Below are 24,722 nucleotides of genomic sequence, written 5' to 3'. Positions count from 1 at the left end.
AAATCGTTTGAACCCGAATTAAGCGAATTAAAGAATTTTCGGAATTTATAACAGGAGCCCTTTCAGGGCTTTTTTTAACATTTAAAAGTTGAATAATAAAGTTTCGGGCCTTTAAAAATTCAAGTAATTCTGTAAATTCGACAAATTACGGTTCAGACAAAACAAATAAAATAAGCATGCACATAGCTATTGTAGGAAATATAGGCGCGGGTAAAACCACTTTAACAGAAATGCTGGCCCATAATTATGGATGGGAGCCGGTATTTGAAGCTGTAGATAATAACCCTTATTTAGAGGATTTTTACAGCGATATGAAACGCTGGAGCTTTAACCTGCAAATCTATTTCCTTAACAGCCGTTACCGCCAGATCATTGATATTCAAAAAAGCGGGCATAATATTTTGCAGGACCGTACCATTTACGAGGATGCTTATATTTTTGCCGAGAACCTGCACGATATGGGCCTCATGACCACCCGCKATTACGAAAATTACGAATCTATATTTAATAATATAACCGAGTTTATTAAACCGCCCGATCTGCTGGTATACCTGAAAGCATCGGTGCCAACCCTAGTAAGTAACATCCAGCGCAGGGGCAGGGAATATGAAATAGGGATCCGTTTAGATTATTTATCCAAACTGAACGAGAAGTACGATAAATGGATTAAAAACTATAAGCTGGGTAAATTGCTTATACTTGATAAGGATAACCTTGATTTTGCCAATAAAACCGAAGATATGGCTACCATAGTTCAGCTGATTGAGCGTGAAATTAATGGGCTGTTTTAATTGGGGTTAGGGTTGCCTGTTTCGTGTATAGCAGATAATATAATATTGAAGTGTGAGTTATTTATTTTTAATTTTGATCTTCCGATTAGATAACTAAAAAGGCCCGCAGCCGGTAACCCGCGACATAAAAATGAAAATATTAGGCATTATCCCTTCCCGTTATGCATCTTCCCGTTTTCCGGGTAAGCCATTGGTTGATATTGCCGGTAAAAGCATGATTCAGCGGGTTTATGAACAGGTTAAATGTTGTACTAACGTAGCCGAAGCTATTGTAGCTACCGATGACGACCGCATTTTTAATCATGTGCATGCCTTTGGCGGTGTAGCCGTAATGACGGCCGAATACCACGAGAGCGGAACCGACCGCTGCGCCGAGGTAGCCCGGTTGCATCCCGAATACGATGTAATTATCAACATCCAGGGCGATGAACCTTATATCAACCCAGAGCAGATTGCCAAACTGGTGTCCTGTTTTATGGATACAGATACACAGATAGCTACACTGATAAAAAAAATAACTTCTACAGAAGAGCTTTTTAATTATAACTCGCCCAAAGTGGTGATAAATAAATTATCAGAAGCGATATATTTTTCCCGCGCTACATTGCCGCATATCCGTGCCCAGCAACCGGATAACTGGCTTAAACATCATACTTATTTTAAGCATATAGGCATTTACGGTTACCGTGCCGATATACTGCAACAGATTACCAAACTTCCCGTTTCCGACCTCGAAAAAGCCGAAAGCCTTGAACAGCTGCGCTGGATTGAAAACGGCTATCGCATTAAAGTTGCCGAAACCGAACTGGAAACTCATTCGGTTGATGTGCCTGCTGATCTGGAGAAACTGGGCTGTTTCAAATAACGCCGTTGCAGGTTTGCAGCTGTGGTTGGTATGGGTGATGTGATAACAAACGTACAACAACCACGTCATTGCGAGTTATAAAATCCGTGGACTCTGAAGGGGGAATGACAAATCGGCGAAAGACTTACGAAGTTTTTAAAACTTCGTAAGTCTGGGATTCTACAACTTGTCATAGGTAGGTACGAAGCAACCCCAAACTGTACAGAGCGGATTTGCAAATCGGGGATTGCTTCGTTCCTCGCAATGAGGTCGCGGTTAGTAGTCTTGTTTGATAAATATAATTTCGGCTTTTACGTTATCTATTCTCCAACACAGCAAATTTACTCCCATAATCATTTAACTGATCCAGGAATTGTTTATGCAGCCCTGTTTCGTTATAGGCTTTTGTGGTATTTACCAGGCCATTTAAAACATATAGCTGAAACTGTACTTCGCCAACATTCAAGGCTTCGGGTTTATTTTGTAACAGGGTATAGTTGTAAGCCAGCTGATCGGTAAGGTAATTATCTACACCTTTTACATAGCGGTTAGCCAGCTCTTTATCATCAAGCTTATAGGCCAATTGGGCCAACAGCAGTTTGCGGTGGGCGGTATCAATATTGGGGTTTATGTCGGGCATCTCCTGGTCAAATTTATGCAGGGTATTCAGGGCCAGGTCATTCCTTCCATCCTTGATCAGTCCCTGGGCAAGGTCATGAAAGGTGCTTTCCATGAATGGATAAAACTCCGTTTTGCTCACATCATCCAAATACCTGGCATGTTTAAAATTGCCGAATTTAAACTTGTTCATCACGTTATTATACATCACCAGGCTGTTTACCTTGCCCAATTGATCATGAATAGCGGTATCGGCTTTAAAAGGAATAAGGCGATAGGCGAAACCTTCTTTATACAGGTAAGGCTGCAGCCCCATCATGTACTCCGGACTTACGCCTATGGTAAAACAAATGGGCCTTTCCCAGTTGTTGTGTGCCAGTAAATCTATTATGGCCAGTTTATCCTTAAACAAATAATTGCCAGCAGGGTAGGTCCATTCTATGCTGTTGATTAGCTTGTCTTTTTGTTGGGCAGTCACCGCACCATTTTTTACCAGCTGCCCGGGATTAACGCTTAATTTAAAGTTTTTGGTAGGCAGATAGTTCATGGTTTCGCCGCTTTGGTATTGTACTTTGGTACGGTCGTCATCAGATGTTATAAAATCAAATACATCCTTTAAATCAACAAAGCCGGGTATTTTGGCATCGCTATAAGCTATTACATCGCGTATGCCCTGCTTGTATTTGTCAAAAGGCATGGTAATAGGCAAAGGGGCCGATTGGTTCATGGGCCGCTGCATCTGGTGTATATACCAATCGCCGCTAAACAGGCTGGTACAAACTATCCTTACATCGGGCCGTACACCTTCCACTTCCTGGTCGTACCATAACGAGTACGTATCATTATCGCCGTTGGTAAACAATATGGCATTTTTGGGGCACGATATCAGGAAGTTGTAAGCCATATCGTGCGGCGTCATTTTGGTCGACCGGTCATGGCCGCCCCATTCCTGCCTGGCCATTAAAACAGGCACTACCAGCAAGCAAACTACAACCGAAGCCAGTGCCGCGCCGCGCGGGCTTACCCTTTGCTTAATAAAATCGTTTATCGCCAGCACCCCTAAACCTATCCAAATGGCAAAGGCGTAGAAAGAGCCAACGTATGAATAATCGCGTTCGCGCGGCTGTATGTTGGCCTGGTTTACATACAACACAATGGCCAGGCCTGTAAAAAACCAAAGCAGACCTATCACCATGGCATCAGCTTTTTTGCGTTTAATATGATAAGCCATTCCCAATAAACCAATAACAAGGGGTAATGCATATAACGGCGTATAGGTATTGGAACCAGTTACAGATTTGGGCAAATGTTTACCGCTATCAAACAAGCCCGACGTCCAGTTGCCATTAATCGCCATGGTGCTGGTTTGCCCGTCGGCATCGTTATACCTGCCAACAAAGTTCCATAAAAAGTAGCGCCAGTACATCTGGTACATCTGCCAGCTCAGCATCCAGTTCATATTGTCGGCAAAAGTGGGGCTTTGCCCGTCGGCTAACTGCAGCCATTGCTTGTAAAATTGTACATTCTGAGCATATTGCGGGTCGCCTTCGGTACTATGCATGCGGGGGATGATGGTATTATGATCATAGGTTGTAACCACCTTTTTTCCGGATATCTCATAGCTGTCTTTACCCTTGCGATACAGGTTTTTACCATCCTGCTGATCAATAACTTTGGCATCATAGTACGGGCCGTAAAGCAGCGGGGTTTCTCCGTACTGGATGCGGTTAAGATAATCGTTAAGGGTAAAAGCATTATCGGGATGCGAGTTATTCAGATCGGTATTGGCAGTGGCCCGGATAGGGATATAAACAAAAGACCCGTAGCCGAAATAGATGAACGTTAAACATACCAATGCAAGGTTCAAGGCCGGTTTTTTATGCCGGATGCTGTACGAAATACCCGCAGTTAATAAAGCAATGATTAGGAGTACAAAACAAACAACCCCGCTGCCAAAGCCTAAGCCCAGGGTATTCACAAAAAAGAGGTCGAACCGGGCCGCTATTTTAATGGTGTATTCCCTGATGCCGTATTGCACCAAAGCTAGTATTACAATGCTAAGCATAAATACCACTATACCGCTTTTTACCGAAGGCTTTTTATACCTGCGTAAATAATAAACCATAGTAATAGCCGGAATGGTTAACAGGTTTAATAAATGTATGCCTATGGATAAACCCATGATGTAAGCAATCAATACTATCCATTTATCGGCACCGGGTTCGTCTGCGTGGGCATCCCATTTTAAAATGGCCCAGAATACCACGGCTGTACATAATGATGAAAGGGCAAACACAATAGTTTCAACAGCCGAAAACCAGAAGGTATCGGTATAGGCAAATGCTAAAGCACCAACCAGGCCGGCCCCCATTATCGCAATCAGCTGCGATTGTGCAGGCGTTTCGCCTTTTGCAATCAGCAGCTTTTTTGCCAGTGCGGTAATTGTCCAGAACAAAAACATTACCGTGGCAGCGCTTGCAAAGGCCGAACCAAGGTTGGTAAAATAGGGTACTTTGGTATTATCGCCCATAGACAGCAGCGAAAATACTTTACCCAGCATGGCAAACATAGGATAGCCCGGCTGGTGCGATACCTGGAGCCGGTAAGCGCAGGCTATAAATTCGCCGCAATCCCAAAAGCTAACCGATGGCTCTAAGGTTAAAACATAAGTGCTTAAGGCTATTACCAGGCATAGCCAGCCTAACAGGTTATTGATCTTGTTGTACTTTATCATAAATTAGGTTGTAAAAGTTTTACCATATGTTAATGAGGTACAATTTCGATGTAAATTGCCAAAATACTATGCAGATTAACATCTGTTAACACCTTTTAACAGAATTTAACTTATTGATTTTAAGCAGGTAATGTGAAGAAGCTTAAGGCTGTTAATTGTGCTTTTTTAAATAATAAACTTTATCAAATAAATAGCGTATAACTGTTACGCGGTTATTGTTACGCTTACAGGTGTATGTATAAAATAGCTATTAAACTATGGGACATAATATAAGTAAGGTACAGTGACGAATTTTACAGAAACCATAGATGTATTAATGTTAATTTTAAGATAATTATTTTCTTTTTAATTATTACATTCACTCAGTTTCTTTGATATAACAATTTAAACCTATGCACATCAATCAGCTTCATTTTATAAATAATAGTTGGAGCAGCTATTTTGCTGATCCTGAGTTTAATGCCGAAAGTTGCCAGTTGGTATTTGTTTTTGGCGCTCCCCAATTAATTATAGCACCAGAAGTTTTCAATTATCTCAAAATAAGTTATCCAACGGCCAGCATTGTTTTCGCATCAACCTCTGGCGAGATCATTGATAGTGAAGTTTATGACGATAGTATAGTTGCCACCGCTATTGAATTTGAAAAATCGACTATTGTCGCTACGGCTACGCATGTAAGCAACCATACCAACAGCTACGAAACAGGTAAGTATCTTATGCTACAGCTTGATAAAAAAAACCTGAATAGTGTTTTTGTTATATCTGATGGTACACATATAAATGGCAGCGAACTGGTTGCCGGTTTTAATGATACCAATCCGGGTAAGGTGCCTGTTACCGGCGGACTTGCCGGCGATGCGGCCCGGTTTACCAGCACATTTACCGGGCTTAACGCGGTGCCTTCGCAAGGCAATATTATTGCTGTTGGTTTTTACGGCGATAGCCTGGTTGTTAATCACGGCTCGAATGGCGGCTGGGAAGAATTTGGTCCGCAGAGAACGATCACTAAATCTGATAAAAATGTGTTATTTGAGATCGATAATAAAAGCGCTCTTGATTTATACAAGGAATATTTAGGCGAGTATGTTAAAGAACTACCCGGCTCGGCTTTGTTATTCCCGCTATCATTGAGCACCGATAGTTTAGATAATAAAATGCTTGTGCGCACCATATTGAGTGTAAATGAGGATGAAAAATCAATGACCTTTGCCGGTAACCTGCCCGAAGGCGGCAAGGTGCGCCTCATGAAGGCTAATTTTGCAAAACTAATCAATGCCTCCTCGGCAGCAGCAACTGATGCAAGTGATAGTACGCCAGCAACCGAGCTTGCCATAATGGTAAGCTGTGTGGGGCGTAAGCTGGTACTCAATGAACGCACCGAAGATGAACTTATAGCAGCTAAAGAAATGTTTGGTGATAATACTATTATCGCTGGTTTTTACTCTTACGGCGAGCTATCTCCTTTAAATAAAGGCTCCAACTGCGAACTACATAACCAAACCATGACCATTACCACTTTTACCGAGCAATAGTTATGGATTATCATCCCTTGTTAGATAAACAGATTAAAAAACTGTTTCCGGTACAATACCTGGAAGATGATGCTGTTTTACTTTTTTTGAATGCTGTAAGCACCAGTTTTAAAAATTTTGATAAATCAATAAAACTGGCCGATCATGCTTTCAATATCAGCGAGCGCGAATATCTTTCGGTAACAGATAATCTTAAGGCGGAAAACGAGATCAGGCAGCGATCCATTTCGCAATTAAAAGAGGCGATTAAAACCCTCAGTCCTGATGTTGAACTAAAACTTTCTGATTCTGACGATGATATTATCCATATTATAAGCTTTTTGCAGGACCGGATAGCTAAAGCCAAAGAATTGGAGGTAGCCCTGATCAATTCAAAGGAATTAGCCGAAAAGGCTGCTATGGCCAAGGCGCAGTTTCTATCCATCATGAGTCATGAGATACGTACGCCGATGAACGCGGTGATTGGTTTTACTCATTTGCTTATTCACCAGGATCCTAAACCCGAGCAAATGGAATTTTTAGGGTTCCTGAAATTTTCGGCAGAAAACCTGCTGGTACTTATTAATGATATACTTGATTTTAGTAAAATAGAGGCCGGTAAAGTTGAGTTTGAAGAGGTTGATTTTAGTATTACTGATCTTACAAAAAATATCAGGCTGGCACTGCTTCAAAAAGCCAACGAAAAAAATATCCAGATAAAACTAATGATGGATCAGGATTTGCCTAATGCGATCATTGGCGATCCGGTACGTTTAGGGCAGATATTAACCAACCTGATAAGCAATGCTGTAAAGTTTACAAATAAGGGAAAGGTAACGATTACCGCATCGTTAGCGTGGTGTGACGAAGATAAGTCAACCATTGATTTTGAAATTGCCGATACCGGGATAGGTATTATGCCCGATAAAATTGAGCATATTTTTGAAAGCTTTAACCAGGCCAGTACCGACACTACCCGCAAATATGGTGGTACAGGCCTGGGCCTTACTATTACAAAACGCCTTTTACAATTGTTGGGCAGCCAAATTACGGTTATAAGCGAATACAATAAAGGATCTGTTTTTAAGTTTAGCCTAACGTTTAAAAATAGTAAAAAACAATTGAGCAGCACATCAGAAAGCGACGAGTTTTACAATTTAAAGAGCCTTAAAGGTACTAAATTACTTATTGCCGAAGACAACCAGATAAATGTTATACTGGCCAAGCATTTCATGAAACAATGGGATATTGAATGTGATGTTGCCGAAAATGGGCAAATTGCTTTAATGCTGGTGCAAACGCACGATTACGATATGATTTTGATGGATCTTCAAATGCCCGAGATGGATGRCTATCAAACCACAACAGCCATACGGGAACTTCCCGGCGAAAAGTATAAGAATTTGCCTATTATAGCCCTCACCGCATCGGCCATGCTAGATATCCAGGATATGGCATTTACCGTTGGGATGAACGATTATGTGAGTAAGCCGTTTAATCCAAACGAGCTTCACCGTAAAATTGCAAAGTACAGCCGGCAAAAGGAAAGCGTGTAGGCTTTCATCCTTTTAATTTGTTCATTTAAAACAAGTTAAAAGCAGAAAGTCGGACAAAGTGATTTTGATACGCCGTTTTTTCTCAACAAGTAAAGCAAAGCCTGAAAATTTTCTTACTTTTGTATCCCGTACACAAACATTTGGTTCCGGCCTAAAACCGCAGCCATTTTTCAAAAAAATCATGACTAAATATATTTTTGTTACGGGTGGCGTTACCTCGTCGTTGGGAAAAGGTATTATCTCCGCTTCATTAGCCAAACTACTACAATCGCGCGGTTACCGTGTTACTATCCAAAAGTTTGATCCCTATATCAATATCGATCCGGGAACATTGAACCCTTATGAGCATGGTGAATGCTACGTAACCGAGGATGGTGCCGAAACAGATCTGGACCTTGGTCACTACGAACGCTTTTTAAATACCCCAACATCAAAAGCCAATAACATCACTACCGGTCGTATTTATCAAAATGTGATCAATAAAGAGCGTGAAGGTGCTTTTTTAGGTAAAACCGTACAGGTAGTACCCCACATTACAGACGAGATTAAACGCAACTTCCGCATATTGGGCGAGAGTGGCGAATATGATATTGTGATTACCGAATTAGGTGGTACCGTAGGTGACATTGAATCGTTACCCTACATCGAAGCTGTACGCCAGTTCAGGTGGGAAACAGGGTCTGGTAACTCATTGGTAATTCATCTTACGTTGGTTCCATTTCTGGCGGCTGCAGGCGAATTAAAAACCAAACCAACTCAGCACTCGGTAAAAATGCTGCTTGAATATGGTATTCAGCCGGATATCCTGGTTTGCCGTACCGAACATCATTTAACACCCGATATTCGCAAAAAAATCGCGCTTTTTTGTAATGTGAATATCAATGCTGTTATCGAATCGATAGACGCATCAACCATTTACGATGTGCCGTTATTGATGCTAAAAGAGCAGTTAGATAAAACAGTATTAACTAAATTAAAATTATCGCACAAGAACGAGCCTAACCTGGATAGCTGGAAAGATTTCCTGGGCCGTTTAAAAAACCCTACGGCCGATGTACGCATAGCGCTGGTAGGTAAATATGTTGAATTGCCGGATGCTTATAAATCCATTACCGAGGCATTTATACACGCGGGTGCTACCAAAGAGTGTAAGGTAAGGGTAGAGTATATTCCGTCAGAAAGCTTAACGCCTGAGAACGCTATAGAAAAGCTTAAAGGCATGCACGGCGTACTGGTTGCACCAGGTTTTGGCGAGCGCGGTTTTGAAGGTAAAATTGAAGCTATCCGTTATGTTCGCGAAAACAACATACCTTTCTTTGGTATTTGTTTGGGCATGCAATGCGCGGTTGTGGAGTTTGGCCGTAATGTTTTGGGCCTGGAAAATGCCAACAGTACCGAAATGAGCCCCGATACCCCTCATCCGGTTATTGGCATGATGGAAGAGCAGAAAACCATCACCAACAAAGGCGGTACCATGCGCCTTGGTGCTTACGCCTGCGAATTGAAAAAGAACAGTAAGGCTGCGGCTATATATGGCAAAACCAGCATATCCGAAAGGCACCGCCACCGTTACGAGTTTAATAATGATTACTTAAAGCAGTACGAAGCCGCCGGTTTAACCCCTTCTGGTATTAATCCCGAGAATAATTTGGTAGAGGTTGTGGAGCTTAAAAACCACCCGTTTTTTGTAGGTTCGCAATTTCACCCAGAATTAAAATCAACAGTTGCAAATCCGCACCCACTTTTTATTAACTTTGTCGCCGCTTCACTGGCTTATGCCCGTAAGAAATAAGTTAATTGTACGATACGATAGATAATGGATAAAAATACCTTTACAGGATTATTCCTGATCATGGCTATAATAGCTGGCTCTATTTACTTTTTAAAGCCATCTGATGCCGAATTAAAAAAAGAACACCTTTTACAACAACAGGATTCTTTGAAAAAAGCCGGTTTGGCCAAAGCAAATACCCCTGCGGCTGCAAAATTTGATACCAGTAAAGTGGCCGCTAAAACCGTGGCCGATTCTGCAACTTTAAAAAGTCCGTTTGGCGCGGCATCAGTAGGTAGCGAGAAACTGATTACTATTGAAAACCAGGAATTATTGGTTAAGCTGAACACAAAAGGTGGTAAAGTAGCTTCGGTTGAATTAAAGAATTATAAAACCTTTGATAAAAAGCCCCTTGTATTATTCAGCGGCGATAAAGCGCATTTTGGGTTGAACTTTAATGTTGGCGATAAAAAAATAAACACCGACGAATATTATTTTACTCCAAACGCATCAGATTTAAAAGTTGCCGAAAAGGATTCGGCCTCAATTACCCTGCGTTTAAGCTATAGCCCAACCCAGTATATTGATTATATATACAGCTTAAAAGGCACCGGCTTTAAATTGGGCTTAACCATTAAACCTACCGGGCTTGATGGCGTTATTGCCAATAGCAGCAGTGTTAACCTTAACTGGGCAGCCAGCCTGCACAAACAGGAAAAGGATATGAAGCAGGAGCGCCAGTATACTACTGTTTATTATTTAAATACCGATGGCGTTGTAGATTATTTAAGCGAAACCAAAGACGACCAAAAGGAGATAAGTGATAAAAAGATGACCTGGGTTGCTTTTAAACAGCACTTTTTCTCTAACGTACTAATCGCTAAAAATGGTATAAGCAAATCAAACCTTGCAGCTGTAACCGAGGTGGCCGATACTGCCGACGTCAGGCAGATGAAGGCCGATCTTACTTTGGCGCGTACGGCAGATGGTAGTGTGCCGCTTGAATTTTATTTTGGTCCAAACCGTTTTAACACCCTGCAGAAGCAAGGTTCTGATTTGCAAAAATTGGTTAACCTGGGCTGGGGGCCGTTAAAATACATTAACCAGTTTGCGGTATTACCCGTATTTAACTTTCTTAACCAGTTTAACTGGAACTACGGCCTTATCATTTTAGCCTTAACCATTGCACTTAAACTGGCACTATCGCCGCTTACCTACAAATCATACCTTTCGATGGCCAAGATGCGTGTGCTGAAGCCCGAGATGGACGAGATAAAGACAAAAGTTGGCGAGGATAACCCAACACTTTTACAGCAGGAATACCTCAAGCTTTATAAAAAGGCAGGAGTAAACCCATTAGGCGGCTGTTTGCCATTGCTGATACAAATGCCTATAGTAATCGCATTCTTTAAGTTTTTCCCAAGCTTATTTGAGCTGCGCGGCGAAAACTTTTTATGGATGCATGACCTATCCACCTATGATTCGGTAATTAAGTTTGCTCCTATAGCACTTATAGGTGGAGTTGATCACATCAGCTTAATGTGTTTGCTGATGACGATATCAACTTTGATTTATACCTACTTTAACAACCAGATCTCGGGCGCAACCGGGCAGATGAAATATATTGGGTACATTACTCCCCTTATATTCCTTTTCACCCTTAACAGCTATCCATCAGGTTTAAATTATTACTACTTTTTGGCCAACATGCTTACCTTTTTACAACAATACCTGATTAAATTTATGGTTGATGATAAAAAGATCCATGCCCAGATCCAGGAAAACAAAAAGAAACCAGAGGATACCAAGAAGAAAAAATCAGGTTTCCAGGCCCGTATGGAGGAAATGATGAGAAATCAACAACAGGCAAAGAAATAGATTTTTGGAGTAAGGAACCTTTGGATAAAGGACTTTAAGACAAAAGACTTTAAGATAGAAAAATTCCGAAAGGCTGGTCCTTTCGGAATTTTTTACATTTAAGTCAACCAATCACAAATTGTAGAATTTCAGAGGTGCGAAATATTGATCGAATGTTATTCAATTTTTAATTGGAAGATTAGTTTATTAACCCTGTCGTCAAAATAATATACGTCGATCATTTTAGAATTATAGGTCTGGCTTATAGATAAAATGTTTTTGACCACAGTTTTCAAAGGAGTGAAGTTCCCCTTTCCATTAGCCAGAATTATTTTTTTATAGTTAATTAAAATATATAATCCAGTTTTGCAATCATCTTTTGGCGTGTCTTTACCGTACATTACTTTAAGTGTGTCACGGGACTTTATGGATGCCCTTTTTATAACAATCGGAAAAGTTTTCTCAACTTCATTAAATTCTGCAATCGTTTTGTTATTATATAGTACATGCCAATAATCAATAGTGTCCATCTTAACATTGGTGTTAATCGACATTACAATAGATACTGTAAAAGTCAGTAAGTTCACTACCATCATTTATTAAACCTACAACTCTTATCGAAAATTAAAAACTGAAACACCTGTTACAGCACATTTGTAATAAAATAACCGGAAAGCTAAATATAAGAATATTAATACTTATATGGCTCCATTTTACCGCAAGAGCAGGCGCAGTTAGGGTCACTGATGCCCATCTTTTTCAAAAAAAACTGATAAAAACCAATCCTGTCGTTCATACCATATACGTTATCGCCTTTACCGCATTCTACGTCACCATTAACAATATTAATGGTCATGCCAAAGCCTGGGGTAGTACGGCCATGTGCTTTGTCGTTGGCGGTGGGCTGCCATTTACCAGTCATTACATCATGCGCAGATGGTTTATGCGTTTCTGGTGTCATCCAAAAATAAATAGCGGCTTTAAAGGCTACAACAGGGTCTGTTTCTACCAATTCGGGATTGTTTAATAATATTTTTGGATCGCCAAAAATACAGTTTGATGCATAGCCATAGTTGCCATTATAACTTAATTGCATCGGGCCGCGGCCATAATATTTTTTACCGGCTACAGGAGGGTATTCATCACTATCAGAAATATAGGTGTTGGATGTATTGCTTTCATGTATCAGCATCAGGCCATCGTCGTAACTGCCGTTCATGCCATGGCGGGTTTCATGGGCTATCTGCGCGAAGAAGGCAGCCAGCTCTTTTTTATTTACGTCGGCACCAAAGGCGGTGCAAAACTCTCCATAATCCACGGTAAAGGAGCTGTCGGGTTTCTTTTTTGCCCATTCCTCATTCCAATCGCCATCCTGGCGTACAACGGTTGTTTTGCCCGTTTTTTTATCTGTACGAATAAACTGGTAAACCGATACTGCCCGCCGGGTAATTTTAACTTTAACCTGCCCCAGTTCGTCGGCAGCTTTTATAAACGCCGCATAGGTGTAAAATTTGTCGCGTTGAGGGAAAAGCTCATTAAACTGTTTCTCCGTGAGGATATTGCTGATGGATGCTTTTGGCAGAGCCGCTGCTGCTGTATCAGCAGGCTTTTTTGTACCGGCGCTGCCACCACAGCTAAATGCCGAAATTACGAGGGTAGAAGCTGCTATCAAAACTAATTTAGAGGATAATATAATCGATTTCATAATTTTTATAGATATACAGTATTTGATTGTATTGCAAATGCAAGTTTAAAGCTATCATTTAATAAACTGCGTTTCATCAGCAAAAATTATACTAAAAAGCGAAACCGGTAATATTTAGATTCGGCGCATGAATTTTAAATTACCGTATTTATTGTAAAAATTATATATTCACTTTAATTAAATATATGAAGATATATACTAAAACGGGGGATAAGGGGTTTACATCATTGATAGGCGGTACCCGTGTAGCCAAATACCATTTACGGATAGAGAGCTACGGTACTGTTGATGAGCTAAACTCCTATATAGGCCTCATCAGCGGTCAGGATATTACCATACATGATAGGGAAATATTGAAGCAGATACAGGACAGGTTGTTTACAATAGGCTCGTCGCTGGCGGCAGATCCGGAGCGATCAAAAATGGTAATACCAGATCTGCATATGGAAGACGTAGAGTTGTTGGAACAGGAAATGGACGCCATGAATGAACAATTGCCCGAGTTGCGTCATTTTATTTTACCGGGTGGTAATAATGCCATTTCGTTTTGCCATATTGCAAGATGTATTTGCCGCCGGGCGGAGCGTGTAACTGTGCAATTAGCTAATGAAAGTACAGTTGACGAAAAAGTGAATATTTATCTGAACAGGTTGAGCGATTACCTATTCACTTTGGCCCGTAAGATTGCAAATGAGCATAATTTACCTGAAAATCAATGGATACCGCGCATTTAATTATGTGAAAAAAAAATTGATATTCCAATTGAAATTATTATACTTTTGCGAAAAAGTAAATTTACTGATAAATATAAAATATATAGAAACATGTATTGGACACTTGAATTAGCATCTCACCTTGAAGATGCGCCATGGCCCGCAACAAAAGATGAATTAATTGACTATGCTATTCGTTCAGGAGCTCCTGTGGAGGTGATTGAAAACCTGCAGGCACTGGAAGACGATGGTGAACCGTATGAAAATATAGAAGAAATATGGCCGGATTACCCGACTAAAGATGATTTCTTTTTTAACGAAGACGAGTATTAATCTGCATAAATAGCCCTTTTTCAAGGGCTATTTTATTCGCCCCTGTTTTTTGGAATGATTTTAGTGATAAACAGAATACATTTATCAATTAAAACCTAACAAAATGAGAGGCTTGTTGTACATCATCGCAGTTATCCTGGTAGTAGGATGGCTGTTCGGATATTTTATTCACCCATTTGGTGGTGGTTTAATTCACATACTTTTAGTGATTGCTATTATAGCTGTACTATTGGGCGTTATCCGGAGAGCATAACACCCGGTGAGAAAATACAAGGTCATTGATTTTAAATCAGTGGCCTTTTTTGGTTAAAAGCAACTCGGCAATGGCAATATCCCCCGGGAAGGTGATTTTTATGTTTTCGTGATCACCGGCTGTGAGTTGGATTTCGACGCCTAATTCCTCCACTACGCTTGCATCATCTGTAAATTTGGGGTTAAACGCTTGTTCATATGCTTTTCTTAACAATGCGGCCCTGAATGTTTGCGGGGTTTGCACCAGGTAGATATGATCCCTTAATAAACTTACCGACCTGCCGCCAATTACCTGCCTCACCGAATCGCGGCTTTTAACGGCTGTTACCGCATTGCCATACTCACGGGCATGGTTGTATGATGTTTTAATAATTGCGGCGGTGGTGAGCGGGCGTACGGCGTCATGTACTGCGATGAGCGCGTCATCAGCACATTGTATTTTATCCAATCCGTTTTTTACCGAGTGAAAACGGGTTTCACCACCGGCCACTAAAAGATGGGGGATGGTGAAAGTATGTTCGGTACATAGCTCATTCCAGTATGCATGAAAATCGGCATGAAGCACAAGAATGATATCGGTGTTAACATCTGAGTTATGAAAAGCCCGCATAGTATGCATTAGCACAGGCAATCCATTAACCAACAGGAACTGTTTTGGAACTGAAGCCCCCATCCGGGTACCGGAACCGCCGGCAACTATGATAACGTATTTAGATATGAGATTTGAGATATGAGATTTGAGATTAGGGTTTTCCATAAATTTTAACCTGCAATGTCATGCCGAACTTGTTTCGGCAACCCACGTGCTAATTTTACTTCATGCGGTGATACCTGTCCTGTGGTTTCCTGAAACAAGTTCAGGATGACATGTCTTTAAATACAAATCTAAAACAAAAAAAATGAGATATGAATCCTAAGTCTCATATCTCACATCTGAAATCTAAAATCTCAAATTTAGATGATTAGCATGGCATCGCCATAGCTGTAAAAACGGTATTTTTCTTTAACTGCAACTTCATAAGCATTCATTACATACTCGTAACCGCCAAATGCCGATACCATCATCAATAATGTTGACTCAGGCGTGTGGAAGTTGGTGATCATAGAGTTGGCTATGCTGAAATCATACGGAGGGAAAATGAACTTGCTGGTCCAGTCATTAGCGGCTTTAAGTGTTTTGCCTGCCGATACTGCCGATTCAATAGCGCGCATTGAAGTAGTACCTACAGCGCATATACGTGTTTTACGTTCAATACCACGGTTTACAATATCAGCTTGTTTTTGCTCGATGATAAATTGCTCCGAGTCCATTTTGTGCTTGGTTAAATCTTCAACCTCAACCGGGCGGAAAGTGCCTAAGCCAACGTGCAGGGTAACCTCGGCAAATTCAACGCCTTTTAATTCAAGGCGTTTCATTAGCTCGCGGCTAAAGTGTAAACCAGCGGTAGGGGCTGCAACGGCGCCTTCATGCTTGGCAAAAATAGTTTGATAGCGCTCTTTATCTTCGGCGGTAGCCTTGCGCTTAATATATTTTGGCAATGGTGTTTCGCCCAGGATCTCCACATTGCGGCGGAATTCTTCGTCAGTCCCGTCAAATAAAAAGCGGATGGTACGGCCGCGTGAGGTGGTATTATCAACAACCTCGGCAATTAAAAGGTCGTCATCACCAAAATATAATTTGTTACCAACTCGTATTTTACGGGCCGGATCAACCAATACATCCCATAAACGCAATTCTTTGTTTAATTCGCGCAGCAAAAAAACCTCAATTGTGGCGCCTGTTTTTTCTTTATTTCCATACAAACGCGCAGGGAATACTTTGGTGTTGTTAAGGATCATAACATCCTTATCGTCAAAATAATCAAGTACGTCTTTAAATATTTTATGTTCAATTTTTCCAGAATCCTTGTGTAAAACCATTAAGCGCGCTTCGTCGCGGGTTGTTGATGGATTGTGCGCTATTAATGAATCTGGTAAATTGAATTTAAATTGAGATAATTTCATGTTTATGTATATGAATTTTCAGGGCGCAAATGTACGTAATATTTTGTTGATTACATTGATATTTTGTTGATTACGCCGATTGGGGCTTTTTACTAAAACAAAATAATAATGTAACTTAATATGTGTATCATCGTCTAACCCATAACATTGTTTTTGGTAATTTGATTTACAATTCAATAAAATCATTAAAAAACCGGTGAAATCACATTGTAATCCGTGTAATCATATATAGATATGTTGTTTTTAAAACTTTTAGGGGAAAGCTTTTTGTTTGCATATGATGCATTAAGACAGAACAAGATTCGTACAACGCTTTCATTGCTTGGTGTTACTATAGGTATATTTACCATTATAGCGGTGTTTTCGGCGGTGGATACCTTGCGTAACAATTTGCAAAACAGTGTAAACAAGCTGGGCAACAATAGTATCTATGTTGAAAAATGGCCCTGGGTAGGCGGCAGCGATTTTCCGTGGTGGAAATACCTGCAAAGACCGGTAGCTAAGCTTAAAGATTTTAATGAACTATCGCGCCGCAGTCAAACTGCCGAAGCATTATCTTACGAGATCGGTATTGATAACCGTACTATTAAATATAAAAGTAATACTGTTGAGGGCGCGCAGATAGATGCCGCATCACAGGATCACGATAAAACCTGGAACTTTGATTTTGCAGCCGGTCGGTATTTTACCGAGATTGAATCGAAAACAGGAGCCCCTATTACAGATATTGGTTATGATATTGCCCAAAACCTTTTCCCCGGCGGCGATGCCGTTGGTAAGCAGATAAAAGTAATGGGCCGCTATGTAACCGTGGTAGGGGTGTTTTCAAAACAGGGTAAGGATATGCTGGGCATATCAACCGATAAAGAAGTTTTACTGCCATTGAATTTTGCCCACAACCTGATTGATGTGCAGAATGAAAAATACCGCCCATCTATTATTGTGCGGGGAAAGGAGGGAATCCCTACAGATGATGTTGAAAGTGAGATAAGGGGGTTAATGCGCTCTATCAGAAGCCTCAGACCGGGTGTGGAAGATAACTTTGCCCTTAACCGCACCACCATGTTAACGCAGGAGCTGGATAAAGTTTTTAATGTATTAAACAAAGGCGGTTTTATTATAGGCTTATTTTCGATGCTGGTTGGGGGATTTGGTATTGCCAATATCATGTTTGTATCGGTAAAAGAGCGTACGAACATCATCGGGATCCAAAAATCATTAGGTGCTAAAAACTATTTCATATTATTACAGTTCTTAATAGAATCAGTTGCCCTTTGTATAATGGGTGGGCTGGTAGGCCTTTTACTTGTTTATTTTTTAACGTTTGGTATTAAAGCTGCATTTGATGTACAAGTAATACTTGGGGCCGAAAATATTATCATTGGTTTAAGTTATTCCATTGGGATAGGCGTAATATCGGGAATTATTCCCGCGTATTTTGCCTCAAGGCTCGATCCGGTTGAAGCTATCCGTACTAACTAAGTAATAAATGAAAATTGTAAACTATATTTTGCTGTTTGTGGCCCTTGTAGCGGCATCGGCATGTAATCAACCGGCAAAACAGCAGGATATTGCTAAAACCGATACTGCGGCTACCGAATCACGGGTAGTTGATACTGTTAATACAACTGAAGTTTTTACCGCATATATCGGGTTGAAAGATGAGTTCTTGAAATCAGATGTAGCGGGTATCAAATTAAGGGCTTCGGCCCTTGAAGGTAAGCTGGCAGTTATAAAAGGTTGCTCAGAAACCGCAACACTTGCCCACCAGATTGCTGCAACAGATGATGTAAAAGCGCAGCGTGCCAGTTTTTTGATTTTAAGTAAGGATGTTATCACGCTGGTTAAAGGTGCTAAATTAAACACTGCTACCATTTATGTTGATTATTGCCCTATGGCCGATAGCGGCAAAGGAGGATACTGGTTATCACTCAATAAGGCCATCGAAAACCCTTATTTCCCTGAGCATATGAAAGAGTGTGGACAGGTTAAGGAGCAAATGAATTAATTTGATTTTCCCCGCTGACTGTTAACTATGGTAGTTTTACAGTATTTTGCTGCTTTTTCAAACAAGGTTTCTGGTACAAAGGGTTTGGTGAGGTAATCGCTCATGCCGGCTTCAAATGCTTTGTTATGAGTTTCGGGCATAGCGTCGGCAGTTAGTGCTATGATCGGAATATCGGGGTGCGATTTTTTGATTATAGCAGTTGCTTCAAAGCCATCCATAACAGGCATTTGCAAATCCATAATAATGAGATTATAGCTGTTGTTATTTACCATGTTTACCGCAATCTCGCCATTAAGAGCCTCATCAACCTCCGCATTCCATTTCTTTAAAAACCTGGTAGCTATCATCAGGTTCATTTTATTATCATCAACCACCAATATTTTCATGCCGGTTAAATCGAGCACATGCCCGGCAACAGAAGGTGTGACCGGCTGATAACCTATAGCCTTGGATGCAGTATGATTTGATGCAATATTAAAGGTGATTGAAAAAGCGAATGAAGTACCTTTGCTCAATTCACTCTCAACAGAAATGGTACTGTTATGAAGCTCCACCAGGCGTTTGGTAATAGCAAGCCCAAGCCCGGTACCGCCGTAATCATTGTTAATAACCTGTTTATCCTGCATAAAAGGATCAAAAACAATGTTAAAGCTATCGGCAGAGATACCTATTCCGGTATCTGTAACAGTAAATTTAACAGTTACGTTGGCATTGTTGATAAGCTCCTTCTCTAATTTAATGCTAACTCCGCCGGTATGGGTAAACTTAACCGCATTGCTTAACAGGTTATTCATCACCTGGCTTAAACGCATGGCATCGCCGGTTACCATTTCGGGAATAGTTTCGTCGATAATAACATCAAGCGTTAACTGTTTTTCGGCCACTTTGGAATGAAACGATTGCTTTATTTTTTGGATAAGCTGGTGAAGGTTAAACCGGGAGTTATTGAGTTCCAGCTTACCGGCCTCTATTTTGTTGTAATCTAAAATATCATTAATAATGGCCAGCAGGTTCTCTCCCGAAAATTTAAGTGTATTGAGGTATTCCAGCTGCTCGGGCCGCGGATCTTCGGTTAATAATAAATTGGTGGTGCCAATAACGGCGTTCATCGGTGTACGAATTTCATGGCTCATGATAGACAGGAACTCCGATTTAAATTTTGACGATTTTTCGGCCAGTTCCTTGGCCCATATCAGCTCTTGCCTGGCTTTTTGCTGGTCGGTTATGTCTTCACCAATGCTGGTAGTTTCTTTTAGGTTGCCATTTTCATCGTAGCTAACCGTGTTTTGCCAGCTGATTATACGCTGATCGCCATTGCGGCAAATAATAGGATTAACAAAGTGGGCGCCAACTGTATCGTTTTCAAGCCAGCCCATCAGGAAATCCTGCAGATCATCGGTCACAAAATTCTTCATCCAGTTTAAACCGATGATCTCATTTTGTGCATAACCCAGCAGGTTGGCCAGGTATTTATTGCAGAAAATTACATTGGCATTTTTATCCAGGGTTAAGGCTGCCAGGTTAATCGCCTCTAAAACCAGTTTGTATTTACTTTCCGACTGGCGATAATCCAACTCTGCCTGCTTGCGCTCGGTTATATCCTGCAAGGTGCCAATAAATTTGCGTATGCTGCCATCATCGCGCCTCATTTGCTTGCCTATAATAATGCTCAGGTATTTTATATTTCCGTTTGGCGTAATAATGCGGTACTCGCGCGAGATATTTATTAAGTTTTCCGGATCTTTTAACAGTCGCTTTAATATATGCCTGTCATTAGGATGTACATGCTTTAACACCTGCTTAACCAAATTTTGCTCATGATTTGTATCAGCCTCAATTTCATAGATGATATTCAGTTCATCAGACCATGTAAGCTTATTGTTGGTTAAATTCCATTTCCAGTTACCTATTTTGGCGATGGTTTGTGCTTCCATTAACTCTACCTGGCTAATTTTTACCGCTTTTTCGGCTAACTTAGTTTCGGTAACATCCTGTAATACACCAAAAATGCGTTTTTGATTGCCTTCGTCATCCCGTAAAAGCCCACCACGGGTGATCTTGATATATTTTAAATTACCCTTTGGGGTAATAAATTTATGCTCAAGCTTGGGTTTTGTGATGGTATGTACGCTTGATAAATAAGCTTCGACGGTTCCCCGGTCATCAGGGTGTATAAGGCTGATGTAGTAATGAAATCTGCTGGAATTTGCAGGGATACTGTCAATCTCGAGTAAAGTATACAAATTGTCAGACCAATAGGTTTCATTAGTGCCGGGTTCATACCACCAGTTACCTGTTTTTGAAATGGCCTGGGCTTCCAGTAAAAGCGCCTCATTAGCCTTTAAGGCGTCGGCATATTTTTTTTGCCCGGATATATCTGTAATTGCTATAGAAATGCGCTTCATGTAAGCGTTATTACGATCAAACAACGGCGTGACCCGGGCAATAAACCATCGTTCGGCATCGTAATCAGACATGTATTCAAAATGTGTTGACAGGCGATTGCTTATTACATAGTCGAGCGCTACATTATATTTTTTTGCCTTTTCGTCACCTAATACTTCTTCTATTTTTTTACCAACAAGTAACAGGGGATCGATCGTTTTTTTGGATAGATCATTGAACCAAACGTTAAGGCAAACTTTATCTTCATTAAACTCAAAAATAATATCATTAATTGAGTTGATCAGCGATGTAAGATGCTCACGGCTTTCGCGCAGCATCCCGTCATTTGTCACCAGGCTGGCATTAAGGTCCATTACCTTTTTTACCGCATTTTTAAGCTGGTAATGATAGCTTTTTACCACCAGGAATGATACACACGCTATAAGGGTAAAAATTATACTAATCCCCACCAATATGGCTAAAGATATATTTAAATGGGGCGCCAAAATGTAAGCTGTAATTATGGCAAATAAATTTAAGACGCTTATGGTAATAAACTCCCAGGCTTTATTACAAAAAAAGGTTAAAGCTATAAAAACTGTAATGGAACTAAAAAGGTAGGCATGTTCAAAACCATTAATGCTGAGTAAAATGCAGTTATTGATTAGCATAAATGCTAAAATAGTGATGTAAGTGCTTATTGTATAGATGGTTTTGTTGCTGTGGAAAGATAGCGCAAGCGATATTAAACATAAAAGACTATTGATTACCCTTAACCAAACAGGATCATAAGTGTTATAATAGCACAGGTAATGTAAAGATGGACTTGCGATGAATAAACCAATGAGCAATAACCTGTAAATTGTATTGTCGTTTTGGATCATTAACAATGTTTTAACTTTCAACGACATTCTTTACGGTTTTTTAATAAATTAGGAGGAACGGCTCAATAATAGAAGCTAAAATTAATAAATTTGCACCTAAAAATTTACAAACAGTAAATTATCTTAGCGGTTATTAATACGCGGATTTAATTACATTTGTTGCAGATACAAAAATTTCTATGTCGGAAACAGCACAACTAAAAATTGATGGTAAAACATTTGAACTCCCGGTAATTGAGGGTACAGAAGGTGAGAAAGCAATAGATATTTCAAAACTGAGGGATCAAAGCGGTTATGTAACGCTGGATATCGGCTACAAAAATACTGGAGCTACCAAAAGTGCCATCACTTTTCTTGATGGAGAAAAGGGCATCCTTAAGTATCGTGGTTATTCTATTGAGCAACTGGCCGAGAATGCCAGTTTTATAGAAGTAGCTTATTTACTGATATATGGCGACCTGCCAACTGAAAAAGAATTAACTGAGTTTCAGTACCAGATAAGCCGCCATACGTTGGTTCATGAGGATATGAAAAAGTTTTTTGATGGTTTTCCGTCAAAATCACATCCAATGGGCCAGCTTTCATCTTTGATTGGCGCTTTGGCTGCTTTTAACCCCGAATCATTAAAGCAAGGTTTGTCAACCGATGAGGTAAACCTTGAAATTATGAAACTATTGGCCAAGATGAGCACCGTGGTTTCATGGATCTACAAAAAATCATTGGGTCATCCGGTAGTTTATCCTCAAAATAAATACGATTATGTAACCAACTTCCTGTACATGACCTTTGCCGAGCGTACAGAGGATTATAAGGTTGACAGGGTGGTAGTTGATGTAATGAACAAACTGCTGATACTGCATGCTGATCATGAGCAAAACTGTTCTACATCAACAGTGCGTATTGTTGGCTCATCTGATGCCAATTTATATGCATCTATTTCGGCTGGGATCTCGGCACTTTGGGGACCGCTGCATGGCGGCGCCAATCAGGCGGTGATAGAAATGCTGGAGAAAATTAAGAACGATGGGGGCGACACGGATAAATGGATTGCCAAAGCCAAGGACAAAAACGATCCGTTCCGTTTAATGGGTTTTGGTCACCGCGTATACAAAAACTTCGATCCAAGGGCTAAGATCATTAAAAAAGCCTGCGATGATATACTGGAGAAACTGGGCATTAATGATGAAGTACTGGCGATAGCCAAAAAGCTGGAAGAAGTAGCCCTGAAAGATCCATATTTTGTTGAGCGCAAACTTTACCCCAACGTTGATTTTTACTCGGGTATTATTTACCGTGCATTAGGCTTCCCCACAGAAATGTTTACCGTATTATTTGCTTTAGGCCGTTTACCCGGCTGGATTGCACAGTGGAAAGAAATGAAAGAGAACAAAGAGCCCATCGGCCGCCCCCGCCAGATTTATACAGGTGACACTGACAGGGAGTATAAGGATATAAAGAACAGGTAGTCTTCTTTCAGAGCAAGGATAGAAGGACAAAGGATTAAGGACAAGTAAAAAGGCGATTGGTGTAAAACTAATCTCCTTTTTTTATGACCAATGATCAAAAAAGCCCGCTGGTTTTCACCGGGCGGGCCTTTCAAATCAAATCAACTGTATAAAAATCTTATGGTTGTTTAACTAATGTGTAAGCGGCTGTTTTATCATCTGCAGTACCATCAGCATTAAGATGAGGTGAGAATGTTATTTTATACGTTCCTGAAACGGGCACCGGAATATTGTCATCATCTGAAGCTGCCAATGTTTTACCGTCTGCGCCAGTTTTAGGGATACCGTAACTAACTGCCCAGGCATGCCCCTGTCTGATCTTGATCGATCCGGTAGATTTTAATGCCAGCGTAACGCTCCATGATCCAGTGCCGTCATTTGCCGATTTCATATCTACGTCATTCCCATCACTCCATCCGTTTGCACCATCTCCAATAACACTGTAATATTTTGTGAAAGGGTCAAATGAAATTTTGTTAGTATTGAGGTTGAGCGTTACAGTATAAAAGCCCGCGGTTGATGGAGCATAAAAGTTATTGGGCGCACCTACAGTTACATTACTGCTGGTAGTATTTTGAGGATCATTGGTGGCGTATTTATTATCCCAGCTTTTTTTACCGGGTACAACCAGGAATTGATTATTACCTGTCGTGAAATTAATTATACCAATGTAAATACCATTGCTTGTAGCCGATAACAAGCTGTCCTGGTGGTTTATATCCCATCCCTGGTAAGCGCCAACTGTATACAAAAATGAAGTTAAGCTAAAAGGAGTAACAGTCAGCGTAACATCGTTTGAATAAGTAGGGGTAACTACCGAACCAGTAAACTGTGTTTTTAAACGTACATGAACGGTTGTTGAAACATCTCCAGGTAATTTTAAAGATAGCAACAAGTTGTTAAGATCCATAACAGTAAATGTTTTGGAAACATCTTTGATGCTTAAGGTAGCTTCTTTAGTTAGTGAATCCACAAAAGTAGCAGTACTACTTACTTGTATCGAATTGCTTATTGCAGAACTGAAGCCAAAGCTTGGTGCTTTAAAGTTGAATGTGATGGCATTGTCGGTAAGGTGCGCTTTGCTTAAAGTCGGTGTAGTTGTACTTGCTGTCAGCGTGCCTTTTGCTGTTGAAGTTGATACTACAACTTTATTACTTTCATCCTTTTTGCAGGATGCCAGCATCAGCAGCACAATACTGCCGAAAGCCAGGGATTTTGTAAATGATTTTTTCATAATCTCTTCTTAAATTT

General features: G+C 40.5%; 19 protein-coding genes. 12 read left to right on the top strand and 7 right to left on the bottom strand.

The window, feature by feature from the left end:
• The first annotated feature begins 176 nt into the window (after positions 1-176).
• Together AC1DO4_RS09210 and kdsB are read left to right on the top strand one after the other, a co-directional pair.
• A complete protein-coding gene (locus AC1DO4_RS09210; RefSeq protein ID WP_477415056.1) occupies positions 177-791 on the top strand; it encodes a deoxynucleoside kinase in 615 nt (204 codons plus the stop codon).
• Between the two features lie 130 nt (positions 792-921).
• Positions 922-1,656: a 3-deoxy-manno-octulosonate cytidylyltransferase gene (kdsB, locus tag AC1DO4_RS09205; protein ID WP_477415054.1), complete on the top strand. Its 735-nt coding sequence runs from the start codon at positions 922-924 to the stop codon at positions 1,654-1,656.
• 295 nt (positions 1,657-1,951) lie between these two features.
• Here the strand turns inward: kdsB and AC1DO4_RS09200 are convergent, their stop codons facing one another.
• Complete coding sequence (locus AC1DO4_RS09200; protein ID WP_477415052.1) at positions 1,952-4,987, bottom strand: glycosyltransferase family 117 protein; 3,036 nt, start codon at positions 4,985-4,987, stop codon at positions 1,952-1,954.
• A 392-nt stretch (positions 4,988-5,379) separates the two neighbouring features.
• On the opposite strand from AC1DO4_RS09200, the gene AC1DO4_RS09195 reads away from it, so the two are divergent.
• From AC1DO4_RS09195 to yidC, 4 genes are all read left to right on the top strand, one after another.
• Entirely contained in the window at positions 5,380-6,519 is a 1,140-nt protein-coding gene (locus AC1DO4_RS09195) for an FIST signal transduction protein (protein ID WP_477415049.1), read from the top strand.
• A gap of 2 nt (positions 6,520-6,521) precedes the next feature.
• Positions 6,522-8,054, top strand: coding sequence for an ATP-binding protein (locus tag AC1DO4_RS09190; protein WP_477415047.1), 1,533 nt, complete (start codon positions 6,522-6,524; stop codon positions 8,052-8,054).
• Between the two features lie 181 nt (positions 8,055-8,235).
• Complete coding sequence (locus tag AC1DO4_RS09185; RefSeq protein ID WP_477415045.1) at positions 8,236-9,846, top strand: CTP synthase; 1,611 nt, start codon at positions 8,236-8,238, stop codon at positions 9,844-9,846.
• A gap of 24 nt (positions 9,847-9,870) precedes the next feature.
• The gene (yidC, locus tag AC1DO4_RS09180) at positions 9,871-11,703 is read left to right on the top strand and encodes a membrane protein insertase YidC (RefSeq protein WP_477415043.1); all 1,833 of its coding nucleotides are present in this window, start codon (positions 9,871-9,873) and stop codon (positions 11,701-11,703) included.
• Between the two features lie 155 nt (positions 11,704-11,858).
• On the opposite strand, the gene AC1DO4_RS09175 is transcribed toward yidC, so the two are convergent.
• Together AC1DO4_RS09175 and AC1DO4_RS09170 are read right to left on the bottom strand one after the other, a co-directional pair.
• The gene (locus AC1DO4_RS09175; RefSeq protein WP_477415041.1) at positions 11,859-12,212 is read right to left on the bottom strand and encodes a hypothetical protein; all 354 of its coding nucleotides are present in this window, start codon (positions 12,210-12,212) and stop codon (positions 11,859-11,861) included.
• A gap of 161 nt (positions 12,213-12,373) precedes the next feature.
• Positions 12,374-13,387 carry a chitinase gene (locus AC1DO4_RS09170; RefSeq protein ID WP_477415039.1) on the bottom strand — a complete coding sequence of 338 codons (1,014 nt, stop codon included), beginning with the start codon at positions 13,385-13,387 and terminating at the stop codon, positions 12,374-12,376.
• Between the two features lie 185 nt (positions 13,388-13,572).
• Between AC1DO4_RS09170 and AC1DO4_RS09165 the strand changes: the two genes are divergently transcribed.
• The 3 genes from AC1DO4_RS09165 (at position 13,573) to AC1DO4_RS09155 (ending at position 14,686) form a co-directional block, all read left to right on the top strand.
• On the top strand, positions 13,573-14,121 hold the full coding sequence (locus tag AC1DO4_RS09165) for a cob(I)yrinic acid a,c-diamide adenosyltransferase (RefSeq protein WP_477415037.1): 549 nt from the start codon (positions 13,573-13,575) through the stop codon (positions 14,119-14,121).
• Between the two features lie 90 nt (positions 14,122-14,211).
• Positions 14,212-14,433, top strand: coding sequence for a DUF2795 domain-containing protein (locus tag AC1DO4_RS09160; RefSeq protein ID WP_002996718.1), 222 nt, complete (start codon positions 14,212-14,214; stop codon positions 14,431-14,433).
• A 103-nt stretch (positions 14,434-14,536) separates the two neighbouring features.
• Positions 14,537-14,686, top strand: a complete 150-nt coding sequence (locus AC1DO4_RS09155) for a lmo0937 family membrane protein (protein WP_477415035.1) — start codon at positions 14,537-14,539, stop codon at positions 14,684-14,686.
• A gap of 36 nt (positions 14,687-14,722) precedes the next feature.
• Here the strand turns inward: AC1DO4_RS09155 and AC1DO4_RS09150 are convergent, their stop codons facing one another.
• Positions 14,723-15,442 (bottom strand): 2-C-methyl-D-erythritol 4-phosphate cytidylyltransferase, encoded by a 720-nt coding sequence (locus tag AC1DO4_RS09150; protein ID WP_477415033.1) that lies wholly within the window; start codon positions 15,440-15,442, stop codon positions 14,723-14,725.
• A 197-nt stretch (positions 15,443-15,639) separates the two neighbouring features.
• Positions 15,640-16,689, bottom strand: a complete 1,050-nt coding sequence (gene queA / locus AC1DO4_RS09145) for a tRNA preQ1(34) S-adenosylmethionine ribosyltransferase-isomerase QueA (RefSeq protein ID WP_477415031.1) — start codon at positions 16,687-16,689, stop codon at positions 15,640-15,642.
• A 234-nt stretch (positions 16,690-16,923) separates the two neighbouring features.
• Here queA and AC1DO4_RS09140 point away from each other — a divergent pair, with 234 nt between their 5' ends.
• Entirely contained in the window at positions 16,924-18,171 is a 1,248-nt protein-coding gene (locus AC1DO4_RS09140) for an ABC transporter permease (RefSeq protein ID WP_477415029.1), read from the top strand.
• 7 nt (positions 18,172-18,178) lie between these two features.
• A complete protein-coding gene (locus AC1DO4_RS09135) occupies positions 18,179-18,697 on the top strand; it encodes a DUF3347 domain-containing protein (RefSeq protein WP_477415027.1) in 519 nt (172 codons plus the stop codon).
• On the opposite strand, the gene AC1DO4_RS09130 is transcribed toward AC1DO4_RS09135, so the two are convergent.
• Positions 18,694-21,993 (bottom strand): PAS domain-containing hybrid sensor histidine kinase/response regulator, encoded by a 3,300-nt coding sequence (locus AC1DO4_RS09130; protein ID WP_477415025.1) that lies wholly within the window; start codon positions 21,991-21,993, stop codon positions 18,694-18,696. The genes AC1DO4_RS09135 and AC1DO4_RS09130 overlap by 4 nt on opposite strands.
• Before the next feature lie 152 nt (positions 21,994-22,145).
• On the opposite strand from AC1DO4_RS09130, the gene AC1DO4_RS09125 reads away from it, so the two are divergent.
• Positions 22,146-23,432, top strand: a complete 1,287-nt coding sequence (locus tag AC1DO4_RS09125; protein ID WP_477415022.1) for a citrate synthase — start codon at positions 22,146-22,148, stop codon at positions 23,430-23,432.
• 157 nt (positions 23,433-23,589) lie between these two features.
• On the opposite strand, the gene AC1DO4_RS09120 is transcribed toward AC1DO4_RS09125, so the two are convergent.
• Positions 23,590-24,705 (bottom strand): SusE domain-containing protein, encoded by a 1,116-nt coding sequence (locus AC1DO4_RS09120; protein ID WP_477415020.1) that lies wholly within the window; start codon positions 24,703-24,705, stop codon positions 23,590-23,592.
• Positions 24,706-24,722: the final 17 nt, after the last annotated feature.

This window comes from Mucilaginibacter sp. P5_A6, assembly GCF_056400585.1.
Note: the sequence above shows the minus strand (reverse complement) of the source record. Positions and strands in the feature narration are given on the sequence as shown.

Coding starts and splice junctions, on each gene's coding strand:
- AC1DO4_RS09155 (WP_477415035.1), top strand. CDS start 14,537: ATGAGAGGCTTGTTGTACATCATCGCAGTTATCCTGGTAGTAGGATGG.
- AC1DO4_RS09125 (WP_477415022.1), top strand. CDS start 22,146: ATGTCGGAAACAGCACAACTAAAAATTGATGGTAAAACATTTGAACTC.
- AC1DO4_RS09150 (WP_477415033.1), bottom strand. CDS start 15,442: ATGGAAAACCCTAATCTCAAATCTCATATCTCAAATCTCATATCTAAA.
- AC1DO4_RS09160 (WP_002996718.1), top strand. CDS start 14,212: ATGTATTGGACACTTGAATTAGCATCTCACCTTGAAGATGCGCCATGG.
- AC1DO4_RS09165 (WP_477415037.1), top strand. CDS start 13,573: ATGAAGATATATACTAAAACGGGGGATAAGGGGTTTACATCATTGATA.
- queA (WP_477415031.1), bottom strand. CDS start 16,689: ATGAAATTATCTCAATTTAAATTCAATTTACCAGATTCATTAATAGCG.
- AC1DO4_RS09135 (WP_477415027.1), top strand. CDS start 18,179: ATGAAAATTGTAAACTATATTTTGCTGTTTGTGGCCCTTGTAGCGGCA.
- AC1DO4_RS09195 (WP_477415049.1), top strand. CDS start 5,380: ATGCACATCAATCAGCTTCATTTTATAAATAATAGTTGGAGCAGCTAT.
- AC1DO4_RS09140 (WP_477415029.1), top strand. CDS start 16,924: ATGTTGTTTTTAAAACTTTTAGGGGAAAGCTTTTTGTTTGCATATGAT.
- AC1DO4_RS09175 (WP_477415041.1), bottom strand. CDS start 12,212: ATGGACACTATTGATTATTGGCATGTACTATATAATAACAAAACGATT.
- kdsB (WP_477415054.1), top strand. CDS start 922: ATGAAAATATTAGGCATTATCCCTTCCCGTTATGCATCTTCCCGTTTT.
- yidC (WP_477415043.1), top strand. CDS start 9,871: ATGGATAAAAATACCTTTACAGGATTATTCCTGATCATGGCTATAATA.
- AC1DO4_RS09185 (WP_477415045.1), top strand. CDS start 8,236: ATGACTAAATATATTTTTGTTACGGGTGGCGTTACCTCGTCGTTGGGA.
- AC1DO4_RS09130 (WP_477415025.1), bottom strand. CDS start 21,993: ATGTCGTTGAAAGTTAAAACATTGTTAATGATCCAAAACGACAATACA.
- AC1DO4_RS09120 (WP_477415020.1), bottom strand. CDS start 24,705: ATGAAAAAATCATTTACAAAATCCCTGGCTTTCGGCAGTATTGTGCTG.
- AC1DO4_RS09170 (WP_477415039.1), bottom strand. CDS start 13,387: ATGAAATCGATTATATTATCCTCTAAATTAGTTTTGATAGCAGCTTCT.
- AC1DO4_RS09200 (WP_477415052.1), bottom strand. CDS start 4,987: ATGATAAAGTACAACAAGATCAATAACCTGTTAGGCTGGCTATGCCTG.